Origin of the sequence: Thiocystis minor (assembly GCF_016653465.1) — a bacterium.
In the GTDB taxonomy this organism is placed as follows: Bacteria; Pseudomonadota; Gammaproteobacteria; order Chromatiales; family Chromatiaceae; genus Chromatium; species Chromatium minus.
Map to the genome: position 1 here is coordinate 14034 of NZ_NHSQ01000028.1, position 15589 is coordinate 29622.

Consider the following 15589-nt stretch of genomic DNA (forward strand, 5'->3'; position numbering starts at 1 on the left):
GCCATCAGGATGGCCGGCGGGCGAGCGCCCAATAGCCAAAGGCCAATAGTCCGATCCAAAGCGCCGCCAGCCAGCCGATGGTGCCGTCGTACTCGCCCACCAGAAAAGCGAAGTTGGACGCATCGTTACCGTCCGTGACCCGGCGTGTCATCTGGATCACGAAGACCCAGCCGGCATGCAGCCCGATACACCAGCCGATCTGTCCGGTGCGCTCGCGGACCAGCGCCAGGAAGACGCCCACGCAGAAAAGTGCGGCCATGGAGTCCAGGTTGTTCCATTGGAAAACATCACCGAAGACATGGGCGAACATCCAGAGCGCGCCTGACCCGTCGAAAGCCATGCCAGCGGGCAGCGCGCCCGGTTTCAGGAAGTGCACCAGGGCATAGAGCAGCGATGACCAGACGATGGCAGAGCGCATGCCGTCGCGCCGCCGGATCGCGCTATAGAGCGCGCCGCGAAAAAAAGTTTCCTCCAGAAGCCCGATCAGCAAACCGCCGATCAGCGCCTGCGCGGCTTTACCGGCAATGCCGGGCCAGGGATTCGGGTCCGGAATCCGGATGTCCAGCGCGAACAGAATCAGCACCAGGGCGAGCAGAATTGCCACGCCTTGCAACCAGCCCAAGCCCACCGAGCGGAGCCAAACCCGGCCGCTCACGGCATAGCCCAGCGAACCGCGATCGGCGAGCGACAGCCACCGCAGCAAGGGCCAGATGCCGAGCAGCATGAAGATCTGGGCGAGACGGCCCATCGCCCGCTGGGGCTCAAGGTCGATCCAGCCGGTTGCCAGCAGCGCGGGGGCGAGCAGCGCCGCCAGCACCAGGCAGACGAGGAGATAAAGGAAAAACTGAAGGGTTGAGCGCATGTCGATGGGTGAGTGGTTAGAAAACTCCGGCAAAATAACATGGCCGGACGGGGCATTCGCCCTGTAAAGACGTATCAACCTTTCGTTGCCATTGTCGTTGTCGAATCGAATAACGACAACGACAACGACAACGATCATCTCGGATAACCCGTTCCAAATCGCCGTGCATTGGTTTGATTCGCGCTCCCTCGCTGGTCGTTATTGGAAGAACTGTTTCCCGACTCGAGCGGCACAGTCCGGCAGCCATCGGTATTTAGCCCGGATTTTTCACCACGAAGACACGAAGACCACAAAGGATTTCATCAAGGATGTTTGGCGAATGTTTGGTCGAGACTGGTCCGTCCAGGAGGCAAGCCGTAGGAATATCCTCAAGGCATTGTTTCCTTTGTGTTCTTTGTGCCTTTGTGGTGAATTTATGAAATCTTCGGGTTAGAAAGTGTCCATCCACTTTAAAGCGCGTCCAGCAAGAGACTCCGAGTTGCGCTAAGGTGTCGGCCGTCCGATGACAACCCGGTTTCCACGATGGACGCGCTTTAAAATGTACCAACTCATCGTTTCCGATCTCGACGGAACCCTTCTCAATGCCGAGCATCGGCTGGGCGATTATACCCGCGAGGTCTTGAGCGCCCTGCGGCGGCAGGGGATCGAGATCATGCTCGCCTCCGGGCGTCATTATCAAGACATCCGCGGACTTTCCGGGCGGCTGGGTGGTCCGGACGGCCTGATTTCCAGCAATGGCGCGGCGGTGCATGACCGCCTGGACCAGCTGCTGCATTGCCGTGCGATCGACCCCGATTGCCTCCCCTTTCTGTTGTCCGGTCCAGCCTTCGCTCGGGCGCAGACGAATGTGTACCGGATCGACGACTGGGTCGTCGAGACGCCTGAACCGAGCCTGCTCCAGTATCACCGGGAATCAGGTTTCGCCTATCGAGTCAGCGACTTCGCCGCGCTCGACGACGCGCCCGTGCTGAAGGTCTTCTATTTCCATGACGACGCTGCGTATCTGCGCGGCCTGGAGCGTCTGATCCTTGATGGTCATGGCGACCGGCTCACCATCACCTATTCGCTCCCGAACGTGCTGGAAGTCATGGCCCAGGGGGTTTCCAAGGGCGCGGCGCTCGCCCGCGCGCTGGAGCAGCGTGGCATCCAACCCGCGGACGTGATCGCCTTCGGCGACGGTCGCAACGATCTGGAAATGCTGCGCGACGTGGGTAAAGGGGTCTTGATGGGCAACGCCGCGCCGGAGTTGAAAGACGCGCTGCCCGATCTGGAGGTGATCGGATCGAATGCGGAGGAATCGGTCGCCCGCTATCTGGCGCGATTGCTTTAAAGCAGAAAGAGCGTCGCCAATCCCAGAAACGCCAGAAAACCCACCACATCCGTCACGGTGGTGAGGATCACCCCGCCGGCCAGGGCGGGATCGATGCCGAGGCGCTCCAGCAGGAGCGGCAGCAGCGCGCCCGCGAAGGCGGCGGCGAGCAGGTTGATGCTGATGGCCACGCCGATGACCAGCGCGATCCGGGTGTCGTGGAACCAGAGCCAGGCGATCAGCGCCACCACCAGGGCCCAGACGATGCTGTTGAGCGCCGCGACCGCCATCTCCTTGCGGAACAGCCAGCGGGCGTTCCTGGACGTGAGATGGCCCACGGCCAGGCCGCGGATGGCAAGCGTGAGCGTTTGGGTGCCGGCGATCCCGCCCATGCTGGCGACCACGGGCATGAGGACGGCCAGCGCCACGACCTGCTGAATCGTGGCCTCGAAGCGGCCGATGACCCAGGCGGCGAGAAAGGCGGTCAGCAGGTTGACGCCGAGCCAGAGCGCGCGCCGACGCGCGCTGAGCAGGACCGGGGCGAACATGTCCTCGGTCTCCGAAAGGCCGGCCTGACCGAGAAACTGATGTTCGGCCTCCTCGCGGATCACGTCCATCACATCGTCGACCGTGATACGTCCGAGCAAGTGGCCCGCGTCGTCCACCACCGGCGCGGTGACCAGATCGTGCTGCTCGAACCGGGTCGCGACCTCGTGGGCGCTCCAGGTCGCCGGAATGGCCTGCACGTCCAGCCGCATGGCCTCGGCGACCGAGTCGTCCGGGTCGTGGGTCAGCAGATCGGTCAGAGAGAGCACGCCCAGGTAGAATCCCCGGCGATTGACCACGATCAGGTTGTCCGTGATGTCCGGCAGTCCGCCCTTGAGCCGGCGCAGATAGCGCATCACGACTTCCAGGGTCATCTCGGGGCGTACCGTCACGGTGTCGGTGTTCATCAGGCCGCCGGCGCTGTCTTCCGGAAATGACAGTGCCTGCTCAAGTCGCTCGCGGCGCTGCTGATCGAGCGATTTGACGACCTCGCGCGTGATGGCCACAGGCAGATCCCGGATCAGGTCGGCCAGATCGTCGGTGTCCAGATTCCCCATCGCGGCGATCAGTTCGCCGGTGTCCATCAGTCGGATCAGGTGTTCGCGGACATCGTCGTGCAGATAGGCCAGCACCTCGCCATCGGATTCGGCCTCCACCAGATTCCAGACCAGTTCGCGTTCCTGAGGCGGTAGGGATTCGAGCAGATACGCGATTTCGGCGGGTTGCAGGGCATTGAGCATGCGCGCGGCCTGACGCATGGCGCCCTGCTCAAGCACTTGGCGCAGGGCGTCGAGACGCGGGCGGTCGGGATGACTGGGGACGGAGACGCTCATTGGGGGGGCTTGTCGGTCCTGACTCAAGCCTGATTCAAGGCTTCCAACAGGTGGCTGGGATCCGTCTCGTCGAGCAGATCGAACAGTTGGTCGGTACGCCGCTGAAGTTCGCGCGAATCGGCGTCGAGCACGATTTCCTTGATGTCGAGCAGCGCGCCCGGCTGCATGCTGAACTCCCGCAGCCCAAGCCCCAGCAGCAGGCGCGTGAAGCGTGTGTCGCCGGCCATCTCGCCGCACATGCTGACCGGAATGTTCAGCGCGTGCCCGGCCTCGATGGTCATGCGGATCAGCCGCAGGATGGCGGGATGGGTGGGATCGAACAGATAGTTGACCGCATCGTCCAGGCGGTCGATGGCGAGCGTGTACTGAATCAGGTCATTGGTGCCGATGGAGAGAAAGTCCATTCGGCGGGCGATGGCGCGGGCCGCGAGCGCCGCTGCCGGCACCTCGATCATGGCCCCGACCGGCAGGGCGGGATCGTAGCGCAGTCCCTCGCGGTCGAGCTGATGCTTGAGTTGCACGATGAGCGCCAACACCGTGTCCAGCTCATGCACATTGGTTACGAGCGGTAGCATCAGGCGGACGGGGCCGAGCGCGGAGGCGCGCAGGATCGCGCGCAATTGCGGTCGGAACAGCTCCGGTTCCTTGAGACAGAGCCGGATCGCGCGCAGACCGAGCGCTGGATTGCAGGAACTGGAACCGCAATTGGCGAATGCCTCGCAGCCTTTCTCGACGCCGAGATCCAGGGTGCGGATGGTGATGGGGATGCCATCAAGTCCCGCGATCAGCTCGGCGTAGTTTGCCAGATGCTCCTCCTCTTCCGGGAGATCGTCGCGGTTCATGTAGAGAAATTCGGTGCGGTACAGACCGACACCGACGGCGCCGTTGGCCTTGGCCGTGCGCACGTCCTCGGAAAGCTCCAGGTTCGCCAGTAGGTCGATCGCAACCCCATCACGGGTCAGTGTGGGCCGACTGACCAGCTCGCGCAACTGATGCTGACGCGCATCGATCACGCGCAGACGCTGGCGGTAATACTCCAGGGTGCGTTCGTCGGCATTGGTGAGCACAGTCCCGGTCTCGCCGTCGACCACCAGAAATTCATTCTGACGCAGATAACGGGTGATCTCGTGGATGCCCATGACTGCGGGAACACCGAGGCTGCGCGCCAGGACGGCGGTATGCGACATGGGGCCGCCGGATTCGGTGACGAAGGCCACCGCGCCGCGATGACGCAGTTGGATGGCATCGGCGGGCATGAGATCGTGCGCCACCACCACGCAGCCGTCGAGATCCTTGATCCCGGGATCGGGCGCGGGTGCATCGCCGCGCAGGAAGGACTGAATCTGACGGACCACATGCTCGATATCGTCGCGCCGGGTGCGCAGATAGGGGTCGTCCATCTCGTCGAAGACCCGGATCAGGGTATCGCGCTGTAACTGGAGCGCCCACTCGGCATTGCACAATTGATCGCTCACGATACGCCGGACCTCGCCGATGAGGGCGGCGTCCTCGAGCATCAGCAGGTGGGCGTCGATGAACTCGGCGATCTTGATGGGGGTGTGACGCGGGATCTGTGCGCGTATCGCCTGCAAGGCCTCGCGCGCGGCGGACACGGCCAGATCCAGGCGGGCGATCTCGGCGCCGATCTGATCGCTGGCGATGGGGGCGAGGAAGGCGCCGCCACGGCCGCGGGCATCGATGAACGCCGGCCCCAGGGCAATCGGGCAGGACGAGGCGATCCCGATGCCCTGAAAAGCGGTGGTCATTCGGCTTCCCCAAAGCGCTCGCGAATCAAGGTCTCGATCGATACCATCGCGTCCTCCTCGTCGTCGCCGACGGCCTCGACCGTGACTCGGGTACCCTGGCTGGCGGCCAGCATCATCACCCCCATGATGCTTTTGCAGTTGACGCGCTGGTCGCGGCGTTCGATCTCGATATGGCTGCGGTAGCGCGTGGCGCATTGCACCAGCTTGGCCGCCGCGCGCGCGTGCAGCCCCAGCTTGTTGCAGATCTCGAATTCCCGGCGAATCATGCGACCTGGATCCTGCGTGCCGGCGTCGTGCGTTGCTCGCCCGCGGCGACGCACAGGCGGATACCATCGCGCGCGCCCTGCGCGGCCTTCTCGGCCACCGTCTCCAGATCCAGCGCGGCGTAGTTCAACGCCCGCAACAGCATCGGCAGGTTCACGCCCGCCAGCACCCGCGCACGCTCCAGACGCTCCAGCAGAACCAGCGCGACATTGGCTGGCGTGGCGCCGAACAGGTCGGTCAGGATCAGCACGCCATCGCCCTGGTCGAGTCGCGCGGCGCACCGCAGACCCGCCGCGACGAGATCTTCGCACGGGGTATCGTTGATCACTTCCAGCGCCTCGATGCCGGTTGGGCGGCCACCCAGAATCTCGGTGGCGACCGCCAGCAGATCCCCCGCGAGCGGACGATGCGTAATCAAAAGAAGTCCGACGCTCATGGCAATTCCCGATGTCTCACGATGACCTTGTGACCGTCGCCCTCGAAGAAGCGACGCAGTGCCTCGGTCATGTAGACCGAGCGATGTTGACCGCCGGTGCAGCCGATGGCGATCGTCAGATAACTCCGCCCGTCGGTCTCGAAGGACGGAATCCAGTGCGCGAGAAAGGATTGAATGTCATCGCGCATCCGCTGGACCTCGGGACTTGACTCCAGAAACGCCACGACCGGCGGATCGCGTCCGGTCAGCGGTTTGAGTTCGGGCTGCCAGTGCGGATTGGGGAGGCAACGCACGTCGAACACGAAATCCACGTCCTGCGGCACGCCATGCTTGAACCCGAACGACTGGAGCAGGATCGACGCCTTAGGCGAGGCGCTGCCGACCAGCCAGCCGCGCACCCGGTCGCGCAACTCGTGGACATTGGTCTGGGTGGTGTCGATGAGGATCCCGGCGCAGTTTCGGATCGGCTCCAGCAGTTCGCGTTCGAGCTGGATCGCCTCGCCGAGCGAACGGTCGCCCCGGGTGAGCGGATGCTTGCGGCGGGTCTCGCTGAAACGTTTGATCAAGGTGTCGGTGTTCGTTTCCAGAAAGATGACGCGACAGTCGATGCCTCTTTCCTGAGCGGTCCGGACGAGTTCCGGAAGCTGGCGTAGCTCATCCGGGTTGGTCCGGGCGTCGACACCGACCGCCGTGTTCTTGAACGCCTCGTCAAGCGCCGCCTTGCGCAGCCCCAGCACGAGATCCTTCAGCAGAAAGAGCGGCAGGTTGTCGATACAGTAATAGCCCAGATCTTCCAGCGTGTGAAGTGCGACGCTTTTGCCGGAGCCGGACAGACCGCTGAGAATAACCAGTTTCATGGCGAGTTCGCTTCCAGTCGGGCGGACGGAGAACGACGCATGAGCCTCTGCGGCATTAACGTCGGGCGACGGGCGGGTCTGGGCGGTCGATACTGATGGCGCGCGCCTGTCGATCGATGAAGTCCACGCCCGCGTCGTAGCCGCGGATGCGCAGAATCTGATGGCGCACCGCCGCTTCGACGAGGATCGCCAGGTTGCGGCCCGGCGCGACTGGCATCACGATCTTCGGGATCGCGACGCCCAGGATGGTGGCCGCCGTCAGGCTGCCGGTGAGTCGATCGATGCATTCGAGCTGTTGTTGGTTCAGTGGTTGCAGGTCGATGACCAGATTCAGCGTCTTGTTGCGCAGGACGGCGCCCTCGCCGAACATGGCGCGGATGTTGAGGATACCCAGACCGCGGACTTCGAGAAAGTCCCGCAGGGTTTCCGGGCAGGTGCCTTCGAGCACCTCGGGGGCGATTCGCGCGAAGCGGGGCGCGTCGTCGGCGACGATGCGATGACCGCGGGTGATCAACTCCAGTGCCAGTTCGCTCTTACCGACCGCCGGGCTGCCCACCAGCAGCACGCCCATGCCCAACACCTCAATAAAGACACCATGTACCGTCTTGCGTTCGGCCAATGCGTGGGTCAGAAAATAGCGTAGGTGGTTGATCAGTTCCTGATCCCCGAGCATGGAAGCCAGCAATGGCGTCTGCGTGCTCGCGGCATACTCGAGGAATGCCGCGTCCGGCTCGATGCCATCGGAAAAGATCACGGCCGCGGGATGGTCCGCGAAGAGTTTCTCGATGGTTTCGGCGAACGCGGTTGCGCCCAGGGCATTCAGATAAGCCTGTTCCTGCTGACCGACAATCTGCAGTCGGTTGGGGTGGATACAGTTCAGCGAACCGATGAGCGATTGCCGTGAATGCTCGGGATCATTGCCATGCAGGGCGCGCGGTTCTCGCGGCTCGGTCGTCACCCAGCGCAGTTTGAGCTGGGATCCGGTCTGCGCAATCAGGGACTGGAGGCTGTCGATCATCGCGGGCGGCCGTGGTGGCACGGCTTATCGAGTATTCAAAACTTGCAGCAGCCGGGCCGGAGAATCCGCCGCGCGGAGCTGCTCCCGGATTGCAGGATCGCTGAAGAGGCTGGCCAGATGTGCCAGCAGACGCAGATGTTCATCGTTTGCGGCCTCCGGAACCAGTAGCGCAAAGGCGAGATCCACCGGCTCGCCGTCGGTGGCGTCATAGTCCACGCCGTGGACGGTCCTCACGAAGGCTCCCAAGACCTCCGTGACTTCCTTGATTCGGGCATGCGGCAAGGCGATGCCATGGCCAAGGCCGGTGCTGCCGAGACGCTCGCGCTCCAGCAGTCGCTCGAAGACGGTCTCGGTTTGCAGGCGCGGATGACCGCTTGCCAGCAGTTCGGCAAGCGTTTCGAGCAGGCGTTTCTTGCTCGCGATCTCAAGAGCGCATCCGATGCGGGCTTCGCTGATCAGCTCTGGGCTCAACATGGATCCAGATCCTAGTATGCGTCGGCGCGCAGGATTGCCGCGGAGTCCACGCGCGACGTCGGCCTAGCGTCTCGCGCGCGCGGCGGGATGGTCGCGTGACAGTTGTCTGGGGTCATGGTTGCGGGTCTCCTGCGATCGACCTGTCGGCTGAACATGAGCCTATGGTGGTGATCGTCTCTCGTCGTCTCAATAAAAAACACCCCGAACGGTCAGTTGATTAGCCGCCCGAGGTGTCGGGTGCGTGCTGAAGAAAGCGACGCATTCAGTGTAACCGCTCGGCCGCGGCTATTCTTCCGCCTCGGCGATTTTCGCCACGGAATTGCCGCGGTGATTGCTCTTTTTTTCCTTGTAACGCAGCACCTGACGATCAAGCTTGTCGATCAGGGCATCAATGGCCGCGTACATGTCTTCGTGGGTGGAGTCGGCAAAAACCTTGTTCCCATCAATGATGAGTGTCGCCTCCGCCTTTTGGGCGAGCTTCTCAACGCTGAGCACGACATGGGCGTTGATGACGTGGTCGAAATGTCGCGCCATGCGCTCGAATTTGTTCTCGACATAGCTTCTGAGTGCATCGGTAATGTCGATGTGGTGACCCGTCAGGCTGATCTGCATCTTGTGACTCCTAAAGGTTCAAACGACCTGTCAATCCAGGCGTTTGCGCTCGTTCGAGGGTGGGAGACCCATTGCCTCGCGGTATTTGGCGACTGTTCGGCGCGCGACCTTGATTCCCTGATCCGCCAGCTCCCTGGCAATTTTATCGTCGCTTAAAGGCTTCCTGGTGGATTCCGCCGCGATCAGTTTGCGAATCAGGGCGCGGATGGCCGTGGACGAACACTCGCCGCCAGAAGCGGTATTAACGTGAGAGGAAAAAAAATATTTGAACTCGAAGGTGCCTCGCGGCGTATGCATGTATTTCTGCGTGGTGACCCTGGAGACGGTGGATTCGTGCAATTCGAGCGCCTCGGCAATGTCGCGCAGAATCATCGGCCGCATCCCCTCGTCACCCTGTTCGAAAAAATCCTGCTGCATTTCCACAATCTTGGAACCGACGCGCAGGACGGTATCGTTGCGGCTCGCCAGACTCTTGATGAACCAGCGCGCTTCCTGAAGATGGCTTTTCAAGGTTGTGCCGTCGGCGCTTTGATCGGAGCGGCGGATCAGTCGTGCGTAGTCCGCGTTCACTCTGAGTTTAGGCATTGCTTCGGGATTCAGCTCGACGAGCCAGCGACTTTCCAGCTTGCGCACGAAAATATCGGGGACAACGTACTCCGAAGGGGCCTCCTCGATCAAGGATCCAGGTCGCGGATTGAGACGGCGAATGAGTTCGATGGCGCGGACCAGCTCCGGCTCCGGTTCATTGAGCAGACGCGCCAGCGCGGTGATGTCTTTTCTCGGCAGATGTTCGAATCCATCGCGGCAGACGGCAATGGCCAGGTCGCGAAAAGGGGTTTCCGAGGGCATCTGCCGCAATTGAATCAGTAGACATTCCCGCGGATCCCGCGCGCCCACGCCGGGCGGGTCGAGCGACTGAACGCGATGGAGCAGGGTTTGCACCTCATCGGCGCCGATCTCCGGGTGGTCGATCGTCGTCAGCAGATCGTCGATGTCGGTGCGCAGATAACCGTCCGCGTCGATGGCGTCGATGATCGCCTGGGCGATCATGAAGTCGCGTTCGTTGAGACGGCTGAGGTTCAACTGCCAAGCCAGATGGTCGTGCAGCGTTTGCGGGCGGCTCTGCTGGGCAAGAGGATCGTAGTCCGCGCTGTCATCGCCGCCATGGATGCTGGTGGGAAGATAGCTGTCGTAGACATCCTCCCATTGGGTATCGACCGGGAGCTCGTCGGGCATCTCGTTGGACTCGGCCGGAACCTCTCGATCGATCCGCAGATCCTCCTCGTCGCGCGTGCGCGTGGTCTCCTCGATCGGCAGGAGCCGGCTGTCGCTCACCTCGCTGGCGCTAAATCGCTCGGCCTCGTCGCCTTCTTCCAGCATGAGATTGGTGTCGAGCGCTTCCTGAATCTCTTTTTGGAGTTCGAGCGTGGATAATTGCAGAAGCTTGATCGCCTGCTGCAACTGAGGCGTCATGGTGAGGTGTTGGCCAAGGCGAAGCTGGATGGATTGCTTCATGGAGCGCGAGTGCGTCTTGAGATGATCCCGTTCGAGTGCGAAAGCGATGAAGCGCGTTTTTGGCGATTCTAGCCCATTTCAATCCCCCCGCGCGTTCCTTGTGTCTCAGTGGCGAGGGAAGATGACGATTTCATCTTACACCCTTACATATTGTGACGTGGACGTTAAATCGAAGTTTAAAGGCTACATGGAAAAATCCGCGCCCAGATAGACGTCCCGAACCTGTTGGTCGGCGAGCAGATCGGCCGGCACGCCGGCGGCGATCACGGTCCCGGCGCTGATAATGTAACCGCGGTCGCAGATGTCGAGTGTCTCACGGACATTGTGGTCGGTGATGAGTACGCCGATCCGGCGGTCACGCAGATGCGAGACGATGGCCTTGATCTCGCCAACGGCGATGGGATCGACGCCAGCAAAGGGTTCGTCAAGCAGCATGACGGTCGGATCCACGGCCAATGCGCGGGCAATCTCCAGGCGTCGGCGCTCGCCTCCCGAGAGACTGAGCGCGAGCGAATCGCTCACATGCGCGATCCCGAGTTCTTCCAGCAAGCGCGCGCAGCGCTGTTCCCGCGCGGGACGCTTGAGATCCCGGCGCGTCTCCAGGATCGCCAGGATGTTCTCGCGCGCGGTGAGTTTGCGAAAGACCGAGGGTTCCTGGGCCAGATAGCTGAGCCCGGCGCGCGCCCGCGCATGCATGGGCAAGCGGGTAATATCGCGGCCGTCGAGCAGAATCCGACCCTGATCGGCGGCGATCAAGCCGACGATCAGGTAGAAGCATGTGGTCTTTCCGGCCCCATTGGGTCCGAGCAGACCCACGACCTCGCCCGGATTCACCTTGACATTGACACCCTGCAACACCTGGCGGCCACGGTAGCTTTTTTTCAGATGTTCGGCGTGCAAGGCGGACAATTCGCGTTCCTCGTGCAAGGATGAACTTCGGTTTGAGCGAGAACAGGCTTCGTCCGCGTCAACGCCGCCGTTGACGCGGACTCAGCTCACTGTGATGCCGGGGTAATGGTGATCTTGACCCGTCCCGCGCCGCCAGCGCGAAACTGTGCCCGCGCGCGATCGTAAATGATCCGTTCGCTGGCGAGTCGATCCGCGCCCTGGATGAGCAAGGCGTCGCCGATCAGGATCAACTCGTCTTTGTCGGCGTCGTATTCCATGCGTTGGGCGGATGCCTGGACCTCGCCCCGATCGTTGTCGAGTTGTTGCCGGTAGTGAGCGGGTGCTCCCAACGCGATGATCAGTCGGGGCTGACGATCTTCGCGATGATAAACCGTCACATGGTCGGCGAGCAGTCGCATGCTGCCCTGATCCACCTGAACATTGCCGACATAGATGCTGGTGCTGTCAGTCTCGCGTACCTCGACATCATCGGCCTCGATGAAAACTGGCTGCCGGGCATCGCCCTGGAGAGCTTCGGCTGGCATCCAGGCAAGGTTCAAAAGGCACCCGGCCAGGAGCGGGAAGTGCCACCAGGTCTTGCGCGCGTCGCCCCACGGCGGAGTCGAGGAGAAGGACCGGCGCCAGCGCGACTGAAGGAGGCTCATGGCGGCGCCTCCCGTGCGGGCGCGGTCTCTGGCGCGAGCCGGATGCGGGCTCGACCATGAAACGTGGTCCGCGTCGGGTCGGTATACCAGAGCCGCATGCCGTTGGCGGTCAGCAGATCGCCGTCGCTGCGGATGCGGATCGGACGATCGGTTTCGGCGAGCGACCGCTTGCGCCAGATATCGATTTGTTCGGTTTCAAGCTGTGCCGGACGGGTTTGCCCGTCGCCCTCCCGGTCCAGCCGGACATCCCCGACGAGTCGCACCTGATCGCCGCCGGCGAGCACGAGTCCCTCCTGGGCACGCACCTTCCAGGGCGGGCCATCGGGTTGGAACAGATTCATGCGCGGACGTTCGAGTTCGGACCGATCTTCGTCGAGAAAATGACGCAGCTCGTCGGCTAGCAGGCGCCGGCTTGGCTGACCGGCCTCGTCGGTTTCCACGGCGGAGAAGTTCAGGACGACATAATCCGGCAGGCGCGGGCGGGGGTTCGACGCAGGCGCTTCGTCGGGACGCGACTGGAGCTGCCACCAGGCAACCAGGCCGGAGACGGTGAAGCAGGCCGCCAGCAGCCATTGCTGGCGCGACCAGAGCGGTCGGCCAAACAGCGATGCGTGTGCGCTCATCAAAAGCGGCTCATTGCGCGCTCCAGGGTACCCTGGGCATCCAGGATCAACTCGCAGACCTCGCGCGCGGCCCCCTGTCCGCCGCCGGCGCGGGTGTGCCAATGGGCATGCTGCTGGACCCGCGGGTGGGCGTCGCCGACGGCGATCGCCAGACCGACCTGGCGCATAATCGGCAGATCGACCACATCGTCGCCAACATAGGCGATGACATCGTCCGTGAGTGACAGGCGTCGCTTGAGTTCCTCATAGGCGGGCAGTTTATCCCGATAGCCCTGGTAAATTTCCGAGATACCGAGGTTTTCCATGCGCAACTGCACGACCTTCGAGGTGCGTCCGGTAATCACCGCCAGGCGGACACCGGTTTCCTGAAGCAAGGTCATGCCGAGACCGTCGCGCGAGTGAAACGCCTTGTATTCCTGGCCGTCATCGCCCAGGTAGAGACTGCCGTCGGTCAGCACGCCGTCGACATCGAAGATCACCAGACGGATTCGCGCGGCACGTTCCTGAATGTCCTGCATACACTGATCACCCCTTGCGATCTGACGAAAAGCGACGAGATTAAACCACGCCCGCCCGGAGCAGGTCATGCATGTTTAATGCCCCGATCAGGCGTTGATCCCGGTCGAGCACCAGCAGCCCGTTGATCGACCGAGACTCCATCAGTTGAAGCGCCTCGGCCGCAAGCGCGTCGGCGGCGACAGTGGTGCACTGGCGCGTCATCACCTCATCGATCGTCGTCTGGTGGACCGACACGCCTTGATCGAGCGCGCGCCTGAGATCGCCATCGGTGAAAATGCCCGCGAGCACGCCATCGGCATCCACCACGGCGCTCATGCCCAATCCCTTGTGAGACATTTCGTCCAGGGTGGACAGCAGCGAAGCACCCAGCGTCACGCTCGGCAGCCGTTCGCCCCGGTGCATGATATCGCCGACATGCAGCAACAGTCGGCGTCCGAGACTGCCGGCCGGGTGCGAGCGGGCGAAGTCCTCGGCCGTGAACCCGCGACTTTCGAGCAGCGCGATCGCCAGCGCGTCGCCCATCGCCAGCGCGGCGGTCGTGCTCGACGTGGGCGCGAGCCCCAGCGGGCAGGCCTCGCTCGCCACGCTGATATCCAGGCTCGCGTCGGCCTCGCGGGCGAGGGTGGAGTCGCGGCGGCCGGTCATGGTGATCATCGGCACCCCCAGCCGCTTGAGAATCGGCAGGATGGTCAGGAATTCCTCGGTCTCGCCGGAGTTGGAAATGGCGAGTACCACATCGCGCGGGGTGATCATCCCCAGATCGCCGTGGCTTGCCTCGCCGGGATGGACGAAAAAGGCCGGGCTCCCGGTACTCGCCAGCGTCGCGGCGATCTTGCCCCCGATGTGTCCCGATTTGCCCATGCCGAGCACCACGATGCGGCCCTCGCAGGCGAGCATGTAGCGGCAGGCCAGGATAAAGGCATCGTCAACCCGCTGTGCCAGCGCGGCGACCGCGGCGGCCTCGGTTTCGATCACCGCGCGCCCGAGCGATTTGATCTTCTCCGCCTCGCCAGGGGCGAGGCTGGCCTGTCGCGCGCCTAATTGTCGTCTGTCTGTCATGCGTGACCGAAACCCCAGCCGGTGCGATGGCTTGAACGTTGTGTCGAAACCGCGTCCCGCATGAAACCGCGAGGCGTTCAAGTGGAGCCGGTCGCGCGGGAGCCGACCGCTGGCGTGGAGGATGCGGTTGAGAGGCGAGACAAAAATACACTAATGCATGCCTCGCTGTCCCGTCCAACGACGACGGTCTCCGCCGCGATCCTGACGCAACTTTGACTGCCGCGCACGACTCCAGCGACAATCGCCTAACCTTAGTAAAGCGATCTCGGGCTTTCCGGCAATGCTCATTTTGACGTAGGAGCCCGCTTGCGGGCGACTTGCGGGCCTGCGGGCTGGGGGGTTGCTTGCGGGCGACGGGGGTTGGCAGACCCAAAGGTTGCTGGCAGGTCATGTCGCCCGCAAGCGGGCTCCTAGTACCACGCGTTGATAATTTTTAGGAGAATAGCCACCCGACTTCCACCGCTTGAGATGCGTCACAGCCCATGGCCCATCCAGCCCCTTCGATTGATCTAACCGACGAGCAACGCACCCTGCTCGAAGCGTTCTCCCGAAGCCGCGAAACCGCCCACAGCCTGGTGCGGCGGCGCCGCCGACGGCGAGCCCAATAAGGCGATGGCGCACGCCCTGGACCTTGATGAAGACGGTGTCGGGCAGTGGCGCCGGCGGTGGGTGAACGCCCAGGACCAGTTCGCCGCCCTGGCGGGCCATCCCAAACGCCTGTGCGCCGTGATCGAGGAGATCCTGTCCGACCGGCCGCGCTCGGGGAACCCCGGCGATTTCAGCGCCGAGCAGATCTGCCAGATCATCGCGCTGGCCTGCGAAACCCCGCCGGACCCTTGACGCATTGGGCGCGCCAGGACTTGGTGCGCGAGACGATCGCGCGCCGCATTGCCCCCACGATGTCGGCCAGCACCATTGGCCGTTTTTTAACATCAGGGCGACCTCAAACCGCATCGTACCCAGTACTGCCTCAATCTGGGTATTCGCACGGATTCGAGTCCCCCTGACCCTTGATCTAAGCTTGTTGGTGAGAAAATCGCCTGATCGTGTGTGATAGCGCCTCCGAACGGAGCGTCTCGAAGCGATCCGCAAGGGCGACTAAAGTGGACCCCGAAAACCGGACAGTCATTTAAGCTGTCAAGCCGGCACGAAAGGGTTGATTAAAATGGGTGAAGCAAAGCGTAAGACTTACGCGGCGGCGTTCAAAGCCAAGGTGGGGTTGGAAGCCATTCGTGGGGTGAAAACCGTCAACGAGATTGGCCAAGAGCACGGTGTGCATCCGGTCCAAGTCGGGCAATGGAAGAAGGAGATCCTGGAGCAAGCCGGAACCTTGTTCGAGACCA

General features: G+C 62.8%; 18 protein-coding genes. 3 read left to right on the forward strand and 15 right to left on the reverse strand.

The features are described 5' to 3' along the window. Positions 1-4 precede the first annotated feature (4 nt). Entirely contained in the window at positions 5-862 is an 858-nt protein-coding gene (locus tag CCR95_RS01695; protein WP_201091302.1) for a CPBP family intramembrane glutamic endopeptidase, read from the reverse strand. 538 nt (positions 863-1400) lie between these two features. Between CCR95_RS01695 and CCR95_RS01700 the strand changes: the two genes are divergently transcribed. After that, entirely contained in the window at positions 1401-2192 is a 792-nt protein-coding gene (locus CCR95_RS01700; RefSeq protein WP_201091303.1) for a Cof-type HAD-IIB family hydrolase, read from the forward strand. Here the strand turns inward: CCR95_RS01700 and mgtE are convergent. The 14 genes from mgtE to CCR95_RS01770 all read right to left on the reverse strand — a co-directional run bounded on the left by mgtE (position 2189) and on the right by CCR95_RS01770 (position 14246). Beyond that, complete coding sequence (gene mgtE, locus CCR95_RS01705; protein ID WP_201091305.1) at positions 2189-3550, reverse strand: magnesium transporter; 1362 nt, start codon at positions 3548-3550, stop codon at positions 2189-2191. The two genes, CCR95_RS01700 and mgtE, sit on opposite strands and share 4 nt — an antisense overlap. A gap of 23 nt (positions 3551-3573) precedes the next feature. Beyond that, the gene (gene ptsP / locus CCR95_RS01710; protein WP_201091307.1) at positions 3574-5316 is read right to left on the reverse strand and encodes a phosphoenolpyruvate--protein phosphotransferase; all 1743 of its coding nucleotides are present in this window, start codon (positions 5314-5316) and stop codon (positions 3574-3576) included. After that, positions 5313-5582: an HPr family phosphocarrier protein gene (locus CCR95_RS01715; RefSeq protein ID WP_201091308.1), complete on the reverse strand. Its 270-nt coding sequence runs from the start codon at positions 5580-5582 to the stop codon at positions 5313-5315. Before CCR95_RS01715 ends, ptsP begins: the two co-directional genes overlap by 4 nt. Further along, positions 5579-6016 (reverse strand): PTS sugar transporter subunit IIA, encoded by a 438-nt coding sequence (locus CCR95_RS01720; protein ID WP_201091309.1) that lies wholly within the window; start codon positions 6014-6016, stop codon positions 5579-5581. Before CCR95_RS01720 ends, CCR95_RS01715 begins: the two co-directional genes overlap by 4 nt. Further along, a complete protein-coding gene (gene rapZ / locus CCR95_RS01725; RefSeq protein ID WP_201091310.1) occupies positions 6013-6873 on the reverse strand; it encodes an RNase adapter RapZ in 861 nt (286 codons plus the stop codon). The genes CCR95_RS01720 and rapZ overlap by 4 nt, the downstream gene beginning before the upstream one ends. Positions 6874-6928: 55 nt before the next feature. Then, on the reverse strand, positions 6929-7891 hold the full coding sequence (gene hprK / locus CCR95_RS01730; RefSeq protein WP_201091311.1) for an HPr(Ser) kinase/phosphatase: 963 nt from the start codon (positions 7889-7891) through the stop codon (positions 6929-6931). Positions 7892-7915: 24 nt separating this feature from the next. Continuing rightward, on the reverse strand, positions 7916-8365 hold the full coding sequence (locus CCR95_RS01735) for a PTS sugar transporter subunit IIA (protein ID WP_201091312.1): 450 nt from the start codon (positions 8363-8365) through the stop codon (positions 7916-7918). Positions 8366-8650: 285 nt separating this feature from the next. Then, positions 8651-8977 (reverse strand): ribosome hibernation-promoting factor, HPF/YfiA family, encoded by a 327-nt coding sequence (gene hpf, locus CCR95_RS01740; protein WP_201091313.1) that lies wholly within the window; start codon positions 8975-8977, stop codon positions 8651-8653. 30 nt (positions 8978-9007) lie between these two features. After that, on the reverse strand, positions 9008-10492 hold the full coding sequence (locus CCR95_RS01745; RefSeq protein WP_201091314.1) for an RNA polymerase factor sigma-54: 1485 nt from the start codon (positions 10490-10492) through the stop codon (positions 9008-9010). A gap of 183 nt (positions 10493-10675) precedes the next feature. Then, a complete protein-coding gene (lptB, locus tag CCR95_RS01750) occupies positions 10676-11401 on the reverse strand; it encodes an LPS export ABC transporter ATP-binding protein (RefSeq protein WP_201091321.1) in 726 nt (241 codons plus the stop codon). 86 nt (positions 11402-11487) lie between these two features. Then, positions 11488-11925, reverse strand: coding sequence for a lipopolysaccharide transport periplasmic protein LptA (gene lptA, locus CCR95_RS01755; protein WP_242523000.1), 438 nt, complete (start codon positions 11923-11925; stop codon positions 11488-11490). Between the two features lie 116 nt (positions 11926-12041). After that, on the reverse strand, positions 12042-12668 hold the full coding sequence (gene lptC / locus CCR95_RS01760) for an LPS export ABC transporter periplasmic protein LptC (RefSeq protein WP_201091317.1): 627 nt from the start codon (positions 12666-12668) through the stop codon (positions 12042-12044). Beyond that, entirely contained in the window at positions 12668-13186 is a 519-nt protein-coding gene (gene kdsC / locus CCR95_RS01765; protein WP_201091318.1) for a 3-deoxy-manno-octulosonate-8-phosphatase KdsC, read from the reverse strand. Before kdsC ends, lptC begins: the two co-directional genes overlap by 1 nt. A gap of 40 nt (positions 13187-13226) precedes the next feature. Then, positions 13227-14246, reverse strand: coding sequence for a KpsF/GutQ family sugar-phosphate isomerase (locus tag CCR95_RS01770; protein WP_201091319.1), 1020 nt, complete (start codon positions 14244-14246; stop codon positions 13227-13229). A 612-nt stretch (positions 14247-14858) separates the two neighbouring features. Between CCR95_RS01770 and CCR95_RS25070 the strand changes: the two genes are divergently transcribed. Further along, positions 14859-15086 (forward strand): hypothetical protein, encoded by a 228-nt coding sequence (locus CCR95_RS25070; RefSeq protein ID WP_242522998.1) that lies wholly within the window; start codon positions 14859-14861, stop codon positions 15084-15086. 325 nt (positions 15087-15411) lie between these two features. After that, positions 15412-15589, forward strand: a 178-nt coding sequence (locus CCR95_RS01780; protein WP_201091320.1) for a transposase, incomplete at its 3' end; no start/stop codon positions are given.